We start from the raw sequence: 14157 nt of genomic DNA, 5'->3' as shown, positions 1-14157 counted from the left end.
CGATTGGCTTGCGACAGGAGATTTAAAATATTTGAAGGGTGCTCCTGGTGCAAAGATTTTAGTAAGTGATATTTTAAATTGTTTAAAGTAAAATAGTAGTAAGGTATTTCACAATAAACTCAACTAATCTGATTAGTTGAGTTTTATGTTTTTATATAAAAAGCTACTAAAATATTTTAAAGAAGATGTGATGATTAATGGGGAAAATCGCAATTTTAGCAGAGAAACCATCTCAAGCAAGAGCTTATGCAGACGCATTTAAAATTAAACAAAAAGAGAAAATATTTATTGAATTGGAACCTTGTTCTACTTTTCCTGAAGGTGCAGTAATTACCTGGGCAGTTGGTCATCTTGTTGAATTAAAGGAACCAAAAGAATATCGAAAGGAATGGGAGAAATGGTCGCTTGGATCATTACCTATCATTCCACAAAAATTTGAAGATAAAGTTGTTTCTAAAATGTATTCACAATTTAATGCTGTAAAAAAAATCTTTAGTGATCCGCAAGTAACAATGATTTATAACTGCTGCGATAGTGAACGTGAGGGTTCAAATATCTTTTATTCACTTTTAAAAATGACGAAAGTAAATAAGCCTGTTAAACGATTATGGATCAATTCATTAGAAGTTGAGGAAATTCGAAAAGGTTTTAATAATATGCAAAGTAATGAGCGTGATTTGCTCATGTACCAAGAAGCAAAAACACGTCAAATTAGCGATTGGTTAGTAGGCATGAACTGTAGTCGCCTATATACGCTACTTTTACAAAAAAAAGGCTTTAAGGGTAGTATCTCCATCGGACGAGTGCAATCGCCGACCGTATATTTAATTTATAAAAGACAACAGGAAATAGAACATTTCAAGCCGGAAAATTTTTATGAAATTGAAGGGATTTTTAAAGCACAAAATGGTGTATATAAAGGGAAGGCAAAGTTAAAAACAAAAGAGCGTACAGAGGCTGTGCAATTATTGCAACAACATGGGGTTGAACCGATGGATACAGGTCTAATTACGAGTGTAACGAACAAAACGAAGCGTATTGCACCACCCAAACTACATGCGTTATCAACATTACAAGCCGCCGCCAATAAACGTTGGAAATATAGTCCGTCGCATGTGTTGAAACTTACGCAATCACTTTATGAGAAAAAGCTCGTTTCTTACCCTCGTACCGATTCACAGCTCATTACACATAATGAATTTGCCTATTTAAATGAATCATTGGCAAAATATCAGCAGCTAGTGGGAAAGTCATTTAATGCGATAAATCGAGGGAATAACAAACGCTACGTCGACAGTGCCAACGTTGGGGAGCACTATGCTATTATTCCAACGAAAAAAGTGCCGACAGAAAAAGCATTACAATCAATGAATGCTGATGAACGAAATATTTATTTCGAAATAGTTAATACGACACTCGCCATGTTTCACCAAGATTATGAATACGATGAAAAAACGATTATAACGAATGTCAAAAATTTAGAGTTTAAAACGGTAGGGAAAACAGAACTTGTAAAAGGGTGGCAAGAATTGTTTTCAAGTGAAAAAGAGTTGAAGGAGCGGGAGAAGTCGTTACCTGTCGTATTCCAAGATGAGATGGTACAAAGTAAGGTTTCTATTCTAGAAGGCACGACAACGCCTCCTAAGCCTTATACAGAAGGGCAACTCATTACGATGATGAAAACATGTGGTAAATCAGTTGAGGATGAAGAAGAAATCGAGGTGCTGAAATCGATTGAAGGTATTGGTACAGAAGCAACTCGGAGTGGCATTATAGAGACGATTAAAAAGCATGGATTTATTGAAGTACGAAAAAACATAGTGAGTATTACACCTAAGGGGGCGCTTTTATGTCGGTCAATTGAAGGGACATTACTTTCAAGTCCATCTATGACTGCAAAATGGGAAATTTACTTAAATAAAATTGGACGTGGGGAAGGCTCCGCAAAACATTTTATTGAAAGCATAGGCAAATTTGTTAATCAATTATTAGCGGAGGTACCTAAACAGTTAGAGTCACTTACAATTGAAGCTGAGCAGTTTAAACCAGCTGCTGTGAAAGATATTGTGACGTGTCCGACATGTAAAGTAGGGAAAATAGGTTTGCGTAAAAGCTTTTACGGTTGTTCGAATTATAAAAATGGTTGTAAGCAAACGTTCCCAGGAAGGCTATTAGGAAAAAAACTAACTGAAAAGAACATTAATGATTTATGTAAGATTGGTAAAACAGCTATGGTTAAAGGGTTTAAATCAAAAAATGGTAAACAATTTAATGCGTCACTCCGTTTGGTAGAAGGGAAAATTGAATTTGAGTTTAATGAAAAGTAATAACGGAAGAGATTTTTTTACCGTCAATGCTGCATTAATTCTCTACTACCCTAAACTTCCAAAATGAAATAGGATAGCGTGTTCACTATAGAACATGCTATCCTATTTTTATGCGAAATAGATATAATAAATAGATATTCAAAAAATTGACTATTAGATATAATATCATTAGTTGTTTTTATTCGTCAGGGGATAAAGCCCGCAGGCGTAGTATAGTAGGTAGACTAAGTTACTATAAATCTTTAAAAGGAGATATGTGATGACTACTATTAGAGAAATTGGAAGCTTATGTGTTATTGATAGAGATGGCCACATTATTAACCATTCTGATTGGAATAAAATCAACCCAATTTTTCTTCCTGTGATATACGATGTGATTAATACGTATTCCACCCTTCTTCAAGATGACTTACATAGTATATACATAAGAGGGTCAATTCCAAAAGGAATAGGTATTGAAGGGGTAGCTGATTTAGACACAATAGCGGTTACTAAGCAAAAACCTAATAAACTGCGGTTTAAGCGGATAAAAGAAGTAGAACAAGAATTAAATCAAAAACATACTTGTGTAGATGGTATTGAACTAAGTTTCTACTGCATAGAAGATATTTTAAATGCGTCATCTTTTTCTATAATTAGTTTCATACTCCAAACCCATGGATTATGTGTGTTTGGAGAAGATTTGATACCTCAATTACCAAGATATAAAGCTAACGAAGCTTTAGCAAATGACCACCTTATTCATTTACAAGGCCAAATTAAAAATGCCTGTGATGATCTTCAAGATAATTCTGATATAGAGGATATTAAAGATTGTTGCAAGTGGATTATGAAAATTATAGTAAGAGCAGGACTTGCACTTGCCATAACTATAGAAAACACATATACAAGGGATTTATATCCTGCTTATAAATTGTTTTCAACATATTTCCCTGAAAAGGAAAGCGACATGAGAAAGGCACTTGAATATGCCATAACACCCATAATAGATACAAACTTATTGTTATCGTTTTTAAATGAAATTGGAACGTGGATGGTTAGTGAAGCTGATAAATGGCTACAATGCTATAACCCTAATAGAGAATTAAATATGAAAATATAATAACTTCCGAAATCAAATTCTCGTTAGCAGCCACAAATGGAATTAGCTTTGTTTTGGATGTTTTCGAAAAGATTGCTGCTATTCAACTAAAGGAGAAGGATTGTTGAATAAGGAATTGAATATTTATAATAGTGATTTATTGAAGAATAGGGAAGAGGAAGTAACCATGAACTACATAATAAGATTAGCGAATGAAAACGACTTATCGGGTTTATGTGATATTAGAAATAATAAAGATTTATTCACGAATTATTTAAAGCAATTAGCAAAAAGGGAAATATATTTGGCAATCGCTGAACAAGACTCACTTATATTTGGTTTTGGAGTTCTTAAATTAAAAGGCACTTTGCTTCCTAAATTAAGTGACCTAAATGTAAAAGAGGATTATCGGGGTAATGGTATAGGTTCAGATTTAATTAGGTATAGAGAAAATATTGCGAAGAGTTTAGGGTATTCTGAGATATTTGTGAGTGTTGACCCAATAGAAAATCCCAAAATGATAAAGTTAATTAGCAAACACGGTTACAAACCTATCTCCGACCCATATTTTAAAAAAGCCATATTTTATAATGATGATGGTACGACCTATAATAAAACCTACAAAAGAATTGATTTAAAGAAGTTGTTGAACTAACGGGGTGCTGCTTAGTTGAAGAACATAGCCAAACCAGAAGCGACAATCTTTGAAAAGACAGCCTTGTTTTTTAGCCTACAGACGGAATTAATTCCACATACAGAAAAAGGTAATCACATTTTAGTCTTGTCTAATATGTGACTACCTTTTATTTTTTAGCATTTTTAGATTTTAGGTCAATCATTAAATCCTACATATATTGAAGTGCCAAATTAATATAAATCATCCGTATTCATGAGGTAGCTAAAATTTCGAGGTATCATTGTAGGTATATCGGTATACCTTACTCTCTAACAATTTTTGTTAATCCGTACTTTTTGTAATTTATTTATGCACCCAAGCACAATGTCATTGTTATTTTGACATTTATAAGCATACTTTATTGTTGGATTATTTAAAGACAATATGGCAAACTGAATACGAAGATAAATCTCAGCATGATCCATCGGCACCTAAGGACATAAGTATCTTTATTATGGAGATGTTCCACCAGGAAAGCTAATAAACTAGGTTTTAAATACGATAGTTTGGCCATAGAAATATTGGAGGTTGTAAAATTGAGCAAAAGGAGATCAGTTGGATTAGAGTTGCGTACATTATCGCTTTTAATGAGAAGACAATTGGATCATTCACTAATGGAAAAAGATAACCTTACTGCCATGCATGGGTGGACGATTAGTTATCTTTGCAAAAACCAAGATAAAGATGTGTTTCAAAAGGATTTTGAAAGAGACTTTTCTATTCGTAAATCAACAGCATCTAGAACACTAAAGTCTATGGAAAATAATGGTTTGATTACAAGGCAATCTGTTCCCTACGATTCAAGACTAAAAAAAATTGTCTTAACAGAAGATGCGCTGAAAATACATGAAAGTATCATGACTCGTAGAGCGATTCTGGAACAAAAATTACTATCAGGTATCCCGGAAGAGAAACTTGACGTTTTTTTTGAAGTAATGGATGCTATGAAAGAAAATATAGAATCTTGAAGAAGATGCTATTTTAAAGTTTTTATGACTATATAGTTAGCATGCTAACTAAAATAAGGAGGACTGCAAACATGTTGAAAATATTTAAATACTTAAAACCAAAAGAATGGACGCTAATTGTGGCCAGCATTGTGTTCATAGTAGGGCAAGTTTGGCTGGATTTGAAGTTACCGGATTATATGTCCAAAATCACAACCCTTGTACAAACGGAGGGCAGTAAGACCAGTGAGATATGGACAGCTGGAGGGAAGATGCTTTTATGTGCTCTTGGCAGTATGATATTGGCAGTCATTGTGGGCTATTTTGCGGCAAGGGTAGCAACGTCTCTTTCAAAGGAATTGCGAAAAGGAGTATTTAACAAAACTCTATCTTTCTCTATGGAGGAGATTAATGGTTTTTCAATCGCAAGCCTAATTACTCGTTCTACTAATGATATAACGCAAATACAGCAAACTGTTGCTATGGGTCTTCAAGTTATGATTAAGGCTCCTATCCTTGCAACATGGGCTATTTTGAAGATTACCGGGAAAAGTTGGGATTGGTCAGTGGCAACAGGAGTGGCTGTCATTGTTTTACTTATTATGATAGGCAACCTGATCATCTTTGTGCTACCGAAATTTAAAGTCGTTCAAAAAATGACAGATAATCTTAACCGAGTAACAAGAGAAAGTTTAACTGGTATTCGTGTTGTTCATGCCTATAACGCACAACAGTATCAGGAAGAAAAATTTGAAAAAGTAAATAAGAATTTAACTGATACAAATCTTTTTGTGAACCGCCTTATGGCCATTATGCAGCCGGGGATGGGTCTGATTATGTCAGGTTTAACTCTTTCTATCTACTGGATTGGAGCTCATTTGATTTCGAATGCAGGGGGTATGGATCGAATCGGTTTGTTCAGTGACATGGTAGTATTTTCATCTTATGCAATGCAAGTAGTTATGGCATTTATGCTATTATCAATGACGTTCATTTTGCTACCGAGAGCAGCAGTATCTGCAGCACGTATTAATGAAGTACTAAATACACCTCAGACAATTATTGATGGAGAAACACAATTGTCGCCTAAGGGAATCGAAGGTGAAATCGAACTGCGTAATGTTAGCTTTAAATATCCTAATGCAGAGGACTATGTTTTAAAAGATATTAGCTTTACAGCACATAAAGGCGAAACTGTCGCTTTAATCGGTTCTACGGGTAGTGGTAAAAGTACGCTGATTAATTTAATCCCAAGATTTTACGATGCTACGGAGGGAGAGGTATTAGTCGACGGAATGAATGTGAAAGAATATGCACATGAAGCTCTTTATAATAAGCTTGGCTACGTTTCTCAAAAAGCCGTATTATTTTCAGGTACGGTAAAATCTAATGTTGCCTACGGTGATAACGGCCAGACTTCATCAACAGATGAGGAGATCAAAAAAGCGGTGGAAATTGCCCAAGGGCAAGAATTTGTGGAGAAAATGGACGGCGAATATGAAGCGGCTATTGCTCAAGGCGGAACAAATCTTTCAGGAGGACAGAAACAACGTCTTTCTATTGCAAGAGCAGTGAATAGAAATCCAGAAATTTTTATTTTTGATGACTCGTTCTCTGCCCTAGATTATAAAACAGACCGTCAACTTCGTTCTACCTTGAAAAAAGAGACGAAAGGTGCAACCTCTTTGATTGTGGCACAGCGAATTGGAACGATTAAAGATGCTGATAAAATCATTGTTCTTGATGAAGGTAAAATCGTTGGTATGGGAACACATGGTGAATTGTTGAAAACTTGTAAGACTTATCAGGAAATTGCCTATTCGCAGCTATCGAAGGAGGAGTTGGAAAATGAGTAATACACAAAATAAGCCTCGAAAAGGTCCCGGTGGTCCAGGTCATATGATGGCTCCTGGAGAAAAGCCAAAGAATTTTAAAAAGCCTTGGGGAAAGTTGATTGCCTATTGTAAACCTTATTTACCAGCGATAATCTTTGCAATTGTATTGGCAGTTGCAGGAACAATTTTTACGATCATTGGACCCAATAAGCTTAGTGAGATCACCGATTTGATATTGGATGGCATGACTGGTGAGATAGATATTACGGCTATAGGGAAAATTGGTCTGTTACTTGCTATTTTGTATGGATTGAGCTTTATATTCAATTATATTCAGGCGTTTATTATGGCTACTATTACGCAGCGAGTTTCCAAAAGGTTACGGACAGATATTTCGAACAAAATCGATAAATTACCGTTGAAATACTTTGACTCTACAACCTACGGAGATGTATTAAGTCGTGTCACGAATGATGTGGATATGATTGGACAGTCTCTAAACCAAAGTATCGGTTCGTTAGTGACAGCGGCCGTTATGTTCTTTGGATCTTTAATTATGATGTTTTCTATTAATGTTACGATGACACTTTCTGCCATTGCTGCAACTTTCGTTGGATTTGTATTCATGACCTTTATTATTTCCAAATCCCGAAAATACTTCATACGCCAGCAGCAAGACCTTGGTAGAATAAACGGCCATATTGAAGAGATCTATTCTGGGCATGGTGTCATGAAGGTTTATAATGGAGAAAAAGCGGCGACGCAAGAATTTAATGAAATCAATGAAAGTCTTTTTAATAGCGCTTGGCGAGCACAGTTTATGTCAGGGATGATGATGCCTCTCATGATCTTTATTGGAAATTTAGGTTATGTTGTTGTTTGTGTAGTAGGTGCTGCATTAACAATGAAAGGTTCCATTACATTTGGTGTTATTGTTTCATTTATGGTCTATATCCGCTTATTTACGCAGCCGTTGTCTCAGTTAGCACAGGCAGCTACAAGCTTGCAGTCAACTGCCGCAGCAAGCGAACGTGTATTTGAGTTCTTACAAGAAGAGGAGCTTAAAGATGAAAGTGATAAGAAAGCCACTTTAGATGCTAAAGATGTTAAAGGTAATGTGAAATTTGAAAACGTTAAGTTCGGATATACGAAAGAGAAACTTATTATTAAAGATTTCTCTGCTCAGATAAAAGCAGGTCAAAAAGTTGCCATTGTCGGACCTACTGGGGCAGGGAAAACAACGCTTGTTAATCTACTCATGCGTTTCTATGAAGTAGATAGCGGGGAAATCATGATTGAGGATGTGTCGACTAAGTCAATTACTCGTAAAAATGTTCACGACCTATTTTGCATGGTGCTGCAAGATACTTGGCTTTTCGAAGGTACCATTAAGGAAAATATCGTTTATAACAAAGAGCATGTAACCGATGAAGAAGTGGTTGCTGCTTGTAAGGCAGTAGGTTTGGACCACTTTATTAAAACGTTGCCGAAAGGTTATGAGACAGTTTTAAATGATAATACAAGTTTATCAGTAGGACAGAAACAGCTTATTACGATTGCAAGGGCAATGGTTAAAAAAGCACCATTGCTTATCTTAGATGAAGCTACTAGTTCCGTTGATACGCGTACTGAAGCACTTATTCAAAAAGCAATGGATAAATTGATGGTGGGAAGAACATCATTTGTTATTGCACATAGACTTTCAACAATTAAAAATGCCGATTTGATTTTAGTTATGAAAGACGGAGATATTATAGAAAGTGGTAATCATGAAGAACTGATTGCAGAAAAAGGATTCTATGCGGATCTATATAATAGTCAGTTTGAAGATGCTTCTTAAAATTGAAATTATTAATGGTTGTAGGGAATTTGCAACAAATTGCTTTCGATTAGGGCAGAATGTAGCTTAGTAAAAAAGATTGAAAAGAATCACCTCGTGTTAGAGGTGATTTTTTTATTGGATATTTATGTTAAAATAGATTTAAATTTTGTGAAGAAATGTAGTTAAACTAACTGCGCAGGATAGTTCAACAAGAGTTTAGGAATCAAAACAATAGAAAGAGACCAAAGGGGGTATTTCTAAATGAATAATAACTTTATTGAAAACATTCAATCCTGTTATTCTGACCTTTCTATTGAAGACTTTTATCTTAATGAAATTGGACAGAATAATGATGTGTTAATTGTAAACAAATCTTTGGTTTTTAGATTTCCAAAATATAAAAATGGCATCATTCAATTAAGAAGAGAGACGGGAATTTTGAAATATATTAAAGGGATCGTTTCCACTCCTATACCGAATCCAATTTATCAGTCTTTTGAAGAGGTAGAACCAGGTAAGGTCTTTACTGGCTATAAACTAATAGACGGTGTTCCTTTGTGGAAGGAAAGTTTAACAGATGTTAAGAGTGTTGAAATGGTGAAAACGTTGGCAAATCAACTTGTTTCTTTTCTTGTAGAACTCCATTCTATTTCAGGAGAAAAAGCAAGTCGAGATTTGAATCTAAAGGTTCGTAAACCTAGTGAAGAGATGTATAACTTGTATGATAAGATTCAAAATACATTATTTCCTTTTATCAGAAAAGACGCTCAAAAGGAGATATCACAATCCTTTGAAACGTTACTAAAAGGGAAAGCATTCTCAAATTTAGATATAACACTTATACATGGAGATTTCGGAGCATCTAACATTTTGAGGAATCCGGAAACAAGTATGATTTCAGGGATAGTAGATTTTGGTGGTTCGGGTTTAGGAGATCCGGCGTACGACTTTGCTGGCATACTCTCTAGCTATGGTGAAGATTTTTTTGAAATGTGTATTAACCTATATCCTAACGGTAATGAAATATCTGAACGAGTTAAATTTTATAAAAGTACATTTGCTTTACAAGAAGCCTTGCACGGGATTGAGAATGACGATAGAAAGGCTTTTGAAAGTGGAATAAAAGATTATAGATAGATTACTTGTTCAACTAAAGGGTGCGTTGATTACGGAAGAATTAACGCTTTTTTTATTGAACTTTTTGTACTAATGTTGCAGTTTAGTGGATTAAGAACTTTCCAAGTGGGTGAAAATTGGAAATAGTTTTATATGATACAAGAAAATTTCGATGCACACACTGATTCACATTTAAAAGTATTGAGTGAATTTAGTGCATTTTCTAAGACACACGAAATTGAATTCTTGTTGCGCGGTGGATGGGCAATTGATTTTTTACTAGGCAAGATTACTTGACCACATTGATAAGGAAGGATGCATTTTTTTGAATGTTTGCTTTTTAATATTCAGGGGTTCTTATTGAAGTAACAGAGTGCGTTAATTAAAGATCATTGAGTTGCATAGGAGGGCACTGAAAAAGTCCATATCTTCTCACATTGCGAGGTATTCAACGATTAAATCGTTGAATACCTCGCTTTTTTCATTTGGCACTGTGACTCTACTGTTGTTTTCCGAAGCATTCCGCTCGCTTTCCGCGGGCGAGCGCCGAGCCTCCTCCTACGCTTCGCTTCGTGCGGGGTCTCGTCTGTCTCGCTTTCCCGCAGGAGTCGAGCGATGCTTCTCCAAACAACGCAATGTATCACACTATTATTTTAGTCACGCTTTCCTTTATAATAAAAGAATTAATGTGCAGGTGGTGCCCCCGATGATTTCAAATCAAGAAACCCTTAATTTAAGTCCATATATGGCGATCTACGATATTGTTGTGCCAAAAGATAATATGCTTCGCCAAATCGATGAACTTGTTGATTTTTCATTCATTTTAGAAGAGTTAAAAACAAAATATTGTTTAGACATGGACGTAATACCATTCCTCCAATTCGCATGTTTAAGTACTTATTATTAAAAGCGATTTTTGATGTATCAGATGTCGACCTTGTAGAACGCTCAAAGTATGATATGTCATTCAAATATTTCTTGGATATGGCGCCAGAAGATCCGGTCATAGATTCAAGTTCGCTTACAAAATTTTGTCGGCTTCGTCTCCAAGACGTAAGCTTATTAGACATGCTCATTGGGAAAACAGTTGAGGTCGCATTGGAGAAAAAAATTATCAACAGTCAAACGATTATTGTGGATGCCACACATACAAAAGCACGTTACAACCAAAAATCACCGAAAGAATTTTTACAAGAGAAATCAAAAAACGTTCGAAAAGCTGTTTATAAAATAGACGAATCGATGAAAGAAAAATTCCCCGCAAAGACCACTTCTAACGAAGTAAAGGATGAATTAGCTTACTGTAAGGAAGTCATTTCAGTCATTGAAAAGGAACCACAAATTGCACAAATACCGGCTGTCAAAGAAAAGCTGAATGTCTTAAAAGAAGTCGTAGAAGATTTTCAAGAACATCTAAATTACTCTTCTGATGCGGATGCGCGAAAAGGGCATAAGACGGTGGAATCTTCTTTCTTTGGGTACAAGACACATATCGCGATGAGTGATGAACGTATTTTTACAGCGGCTGTCATTACAACGGGTGAAAAAAGCGATGGGAAATATCTTCAAGAATTAATTGAAAAAAGCACACAAGCAGGTATGAAAATTAATACAGTTATTGGAGACGCAGCTTACTCTGAAAAGGCAAATATCGAATATACTAAAGAAGAGAAAATCGCACTTGTGGCAAAGTTGAATCCTATTCTTACACAAGGCCCACGAAAAGAAGAAGACAAGTTTGAGTTTAATAAAGACGCTGGAATGTTTGTTTGTAAGGCCGGTCATCTCGCGACAAGAAAAGCACGTACGGGTAAAAAAGGAACGAGTAAGAGTCAAAGTCAGACATATTATTTTGACATTGAAAAATGCAAAGTATGTCCAATGAGAGAGGGCTGTTATAAAGAAGGCGCAAAAAGTAAAACGTATTCTGTCACAATTAAGTCGGATACACATGCCGAACAAGAGGCATTTCAAAATACGGAAGCTTTTAAGCAATTAGCCGCAAATCGCTACAAAGTAGAAGCGAAGAATAGTGAATTAAAAAACAGACACGGGTACGATACGGCATCGACAGCGGGTCTATTTGGCATGGAAATTCAAGGTGCTACAACGATATTCGCTGTCAATTTGAAACGGATATTAAAGCTACTAAACGAAAATGAATAAGGAATAGAGACAGAAATAAGGCACTTCCTGTTCAAAATTGAACAAGAAGTGCCTTATTTTTATCTGAAAAGGGTTCGCTTTTATGAAAACGTAAGTTTTTCAGTGCCCTCGTTGCATAGTCAGCTCTTTTTTTCTCATGAAAGAACGTAGTATTCTTTCATTCTCTGTTGTGTAGCGTTAGTTTTGCGCTATATGGATGGCTAAAGAGAAACCGATTTTAGCATTGACTGGAACACATATTCATATAAAAGGAGGAAGCGATAAGTTGAAACTGATTTGTAAAGCATGTAATTTAGAAATTTCTGAACCATTATCGGAATTAAAAGACCTAAATTTGATTAATGAAAACGATGGTCAAGATTATATTCCTAGAGGCTTTTATTTAATTCAAGAGGAAACAGCTTTTGAAATATTAAAAGGATCTATCATTATCAACATCAAGGATTTAATCAATTCAAACCGCCATTCAGATAGCAGTAGATTAAATGGTTGTTGTGGTCTTGACGGGTGTGATGGAATGAACAGGGTTTGCTTGAATGACCACGAAATTGGTACAGAATACTCTGATTGTTGGAGGTTTCATAAAGTTGTATTAAATCCAGAGTTAGTACAACTGATTTAAGATTTACACTCATATCTCATGCAGGCCTACGCACAAAGCCGATTCCGGACGAGGCATAATTGATCGCGGAAACCTAATGGTTGTGAAGTTATGTTCTTCATGCTAATGAGCATATATTTTAATAACGAAGATCGTTTTTTCTTGCTCAACTTATTGGCTGGTTAGTTATGTAAAGAAGGTGCACTATAGTGTCTCTGGTGCTCCATTTTTATTAGATTAAAAGTTGGAGGCGAAAAATTGAATGTCCAATGATAATAAAGTTTTATTGGATGAAGAAAAACGAAATGATTTAAAAGTGAAAGTAGAAAGGAAAGTAGAAAGGAAAGAAGGAGAACCGACTCCAGCCTTCAAAGGGGCTTCGTGGGCAGCGCTATTAGTAGGTGTTGCGTCTTATCTTATAGGTTTGTTTAACGCATCTATGCAATTGAACGAAAAGGGATTTTATTTTGCAGTTTTAGTATTCGGACTTTATTCGGCGATATCTTTACAAAAAGCAGTTAGAGATAAAGATGAGGGAATACCAGTTACTAATATTTATTATGGTATTAGTTGGTTCGCACTTATTGTATCTATTGCATTAATGGCCATCGGTTTATACAATGCAGGAAGTATTATTTTAAGCGAAAAAGGATTTTTTAGTATGGCATTTGTTCTTAGTTTATTTGCAGCTATAACGGTTCAAAAGAATATAAGAGATACACAGAGGGCAAGAGAAAGAGGTTGAGTTATGAACCACAATGGAGCAGAATCCTACTATGCTGCAAGGAGTTACCGTGGCTCGTTAAGGGGATAATAGCGACTAAAAGATACACATTTTAGATCAAGTGAAGTGACTCCTAATTGTTAGACATAGTTGTTTCATTAGGCTGCGGTTTGGGCTTGGGTTGTACGAGGGAAAATAAGTAATACAATTTAACATTAGTTTATGTGAACCGTACCATAAGTAAGTGCGGTTTTTAAATGAACCACCTGGAGCGTTGAGAAGAAGTAAGTGAGACGATAAACGAACCAATTGGAAAGGCTGAAAAAATAAGCAAAAAAAGAACCTAATCTGGTTCTTTTTTTGCTTAATAAGGTTTTAAGTCACCTTTTTGTACATATATAGAAATCCTAAGGATAGGCTGGTAATAGATATGTTAGTTTAATATTGTGACCTTTAATCGTTTTACTCCAAAATTGATTGCATCCTGTTGAGAAGGAAAAAAGACATCGATTCGATTTCCTTTAATGGCTCCGCCAGTATCTCCTGCAATCGCTTCTCCGTAGCCTTCTACATAAACTTTACTACCAAGTGGAATTATAGCTGGGTCAACTGAGATGACCTTTGCATTTGGGTTTGTTTTAAGGTTAATTCCAGTAGCGGTAATACCGGAACATCCCTCACATGAAGCCGTATAGGCTGAAGCTTCCACTGTAATTTCCTTTGAAGCTGAATTACTTGTTGATGGAGCATTTGCTGCAGGTGTATGATCCTTTGAAGCTGAATTACTTGTTGATGGAGCATTTGCTGCAGGTGTATGATCCTTTGAAGCTGAATTACTTGTTGATGGAGCATTTGCTGCAGG

Annotated in this window: 10 protein-coding genes and 1 pseudogene; 10 read left to right on the top strand and 1 reads right to left on the bottom strand. The window is 35.6% G+C overall.

Features of this window, described 5'->3' with window-relative positions:
- Positions 1 to 197 precede the first annotated feature (197 nt).
- From ABH968_RS19240 to yiaA, 10 genes and pseudogenes are all read left to right on the top strand, one after another.
- Entirely contained in the window at positions 198 to 2327 is a 2130-nt protein-coding gene (locus tag ABH968_RS19240; protein WP_370046546.1) for a type IA DNA topoisomerase, read from the top strand.
- 259 nt (positions 2328 to 2586) lie between these two features.
- The gene (locus ABH968_RS19235) at positions 2587 to 3429 is read left to right on the top strand and encodes a ferritin family protein (protein ID WP_370046544.1); all 843 of its coding nucleotides are present in this window, start codon (positions 2587 to 2589) and stop codon (positions 3427 to 3429) included.
- Between the two features lie 103 nt (positions 3430 to 3532).
- Positions 3533 to 4063 carry a GNAT family N-acetyltransferase gene (locus tag ABH968_RS19230; RefSeq protein WP_370046543.1) on the top strand — a complete coding sequence of 177 codons (531 nt, stop codon included), beginning with the start codon at positions 3533 to 3535 and terminating at the stop codon, positions 4061 to 4063.
- A 557-nt stretch (positions 4064 to 4620) separates the two neighbouring features.
- Complete coding sequence (locus ABH968_RS19225) at positions 4621 to 5052, top strand: MarR family winged helix-turn-helix transcriptional regulator (RefSeq protein ID WP_370046541.1); 432 nt, start codon at positions 4621 to 4623, stop codon at positions 5050 to 5052.
- Positions 5053 to 5123: 71 nt separating this feature from the next.
- Positions 5124 to 6887 carry an ABC transporter ATP-binding protein gene (locus ABH968_RS19220; RefSeq protein WP_370046539.1) on the top strand — a complete coding sequence of 588 codons (1764 nt, stop codon included), beginning with the start codon at positions 5124 to 5126 and terminating at the stop codon, positions 6885 to 6887.
- Entirely contained in the window at positions 6880 to 8706 is a 1827-nt protein-coding gene (locus ABH968_RS19215) for an ABC transporter ATP-binding protein (protein WP_370046537.1), read from the top strand. The genes ABH968_RS19220 and ABH968_RS19215 overlap by 8 nt, the downstream gene beginning before the upstream one ends.
- Before the next feature lie 243 nt (positions 8707 to 8949).
- A complete protein-coding gene (locus ABH968_RS19210; RefSeq protein WP_370046535.1) occupies positions 8950 to 9825 on the top strand; it encodes a phosphotransferase family protein in 876 nt (291 codons plus the stop codon).
- A gap of 685 nt (positions 9826 to 10510) precedes the next feature.
- Positions 10511 to 11970, top strand: a pseudogene (locus ABH968_RS19205) (IS1182 family transposase).
- Positions 11971 to 12166: 196 nt separating this feature from the next.
- Positions 12167 to 12592 (top strand): hypothetical protein, encoded by a 426-nt coding sequence (locus tag ABH968_RS19200; protein ID WP_370046533.1) that lies wholly within the window; start codon positions 12167 to 12169, stop codon positions 12590 to 12592.
- A 241-nt stretch (positions 12593 to 12833) separates the two neighbouring features.
- Positions 12834 to 13316, top strand: coding sequence for an inner membrane protein YiaA (yiaA, locus tag ABH968_RS19195; protein WP_370046531.1), 483 nt, complete (start codon positions 12834 to 12836; stop codon positions 13314 to 13316).
- Between the two features lie 412 nt (positions 13317 to 13728).
- Here yiaA and ABH968_RS19190 read toward each other — a convergent pair.
- The coding region (locus ABH968_RS19190) for a 3D domain-containing protein (RefSeq protein WP_370046529.1) at positions 13729 to 14157 on the bottom strand (429 nt) is incomplete at its 5' end.

Source organism: Lysinibacillus sp. RC79, assembly GCF_041262405.1.
Classification (GTDB): Bacteria; Bacillota; Bacilli; order Bacillales_A; family Planococcaceae; genus Lysinibacillus.
This window is presented reverse-complemented; position numbering and strand designations above follow the sequence as displayed.

What these genes read in the sequence shown, in the direction of transcription:
- ABH968_RS19220 (WP_370046539.1), top strand. Translation starts at nt 5,124, where the DNA reads ATGTTGAAAATATTTAAATACTTAAAACCAAAAGAATGGACGCTAATT.
- ABH968_RS19235 (WP_370046544.1), top strand. Translation starts at nt 2,587, where the DNA reads ATGACTACTATTAGAGAAATTGGAAGCTTATGTGTTATTGATAGAGAT.
- ABH968_RS19240 (WP_370046546.1), top strand. Translation starts at nt 198, where the DNA reads ATGGGGAAAATCGCAATTTTAGCAGAGAAACCATCTCAAGCAAGAGCT.
- ABH968_RS19210 (WP_370046535.1), top strand. Translation starts at nt 8,950, where the DNA reads ATGAATAATAACTTTATTGAAAACATTCAATCCTGTTATTCTGACCTT.
- yiaA (WP_370046531.1), top strand. Translation starts at nt 12,834, where the DNA reads ATGTCCAATGATAATAAAGTTTTATTGGATGAAGAAAAACGAAATGAT.
- ABH968_RS19215 (WP_370046537.1), top strand. Translation starts at nt 6,880, where the DNA reads ATGAGTAATACACAAAATAAGCCTCGAAAAGGTCCCGGTGGTCCAGGT.
- ABH968_RS19200 (WP_370046533.1), top strand. Translation starts at nt 12,167, where the DNA reads ATGGCTAAAGAGAAACCGATTTTAGCATTGACTGGAACACATATTCAT.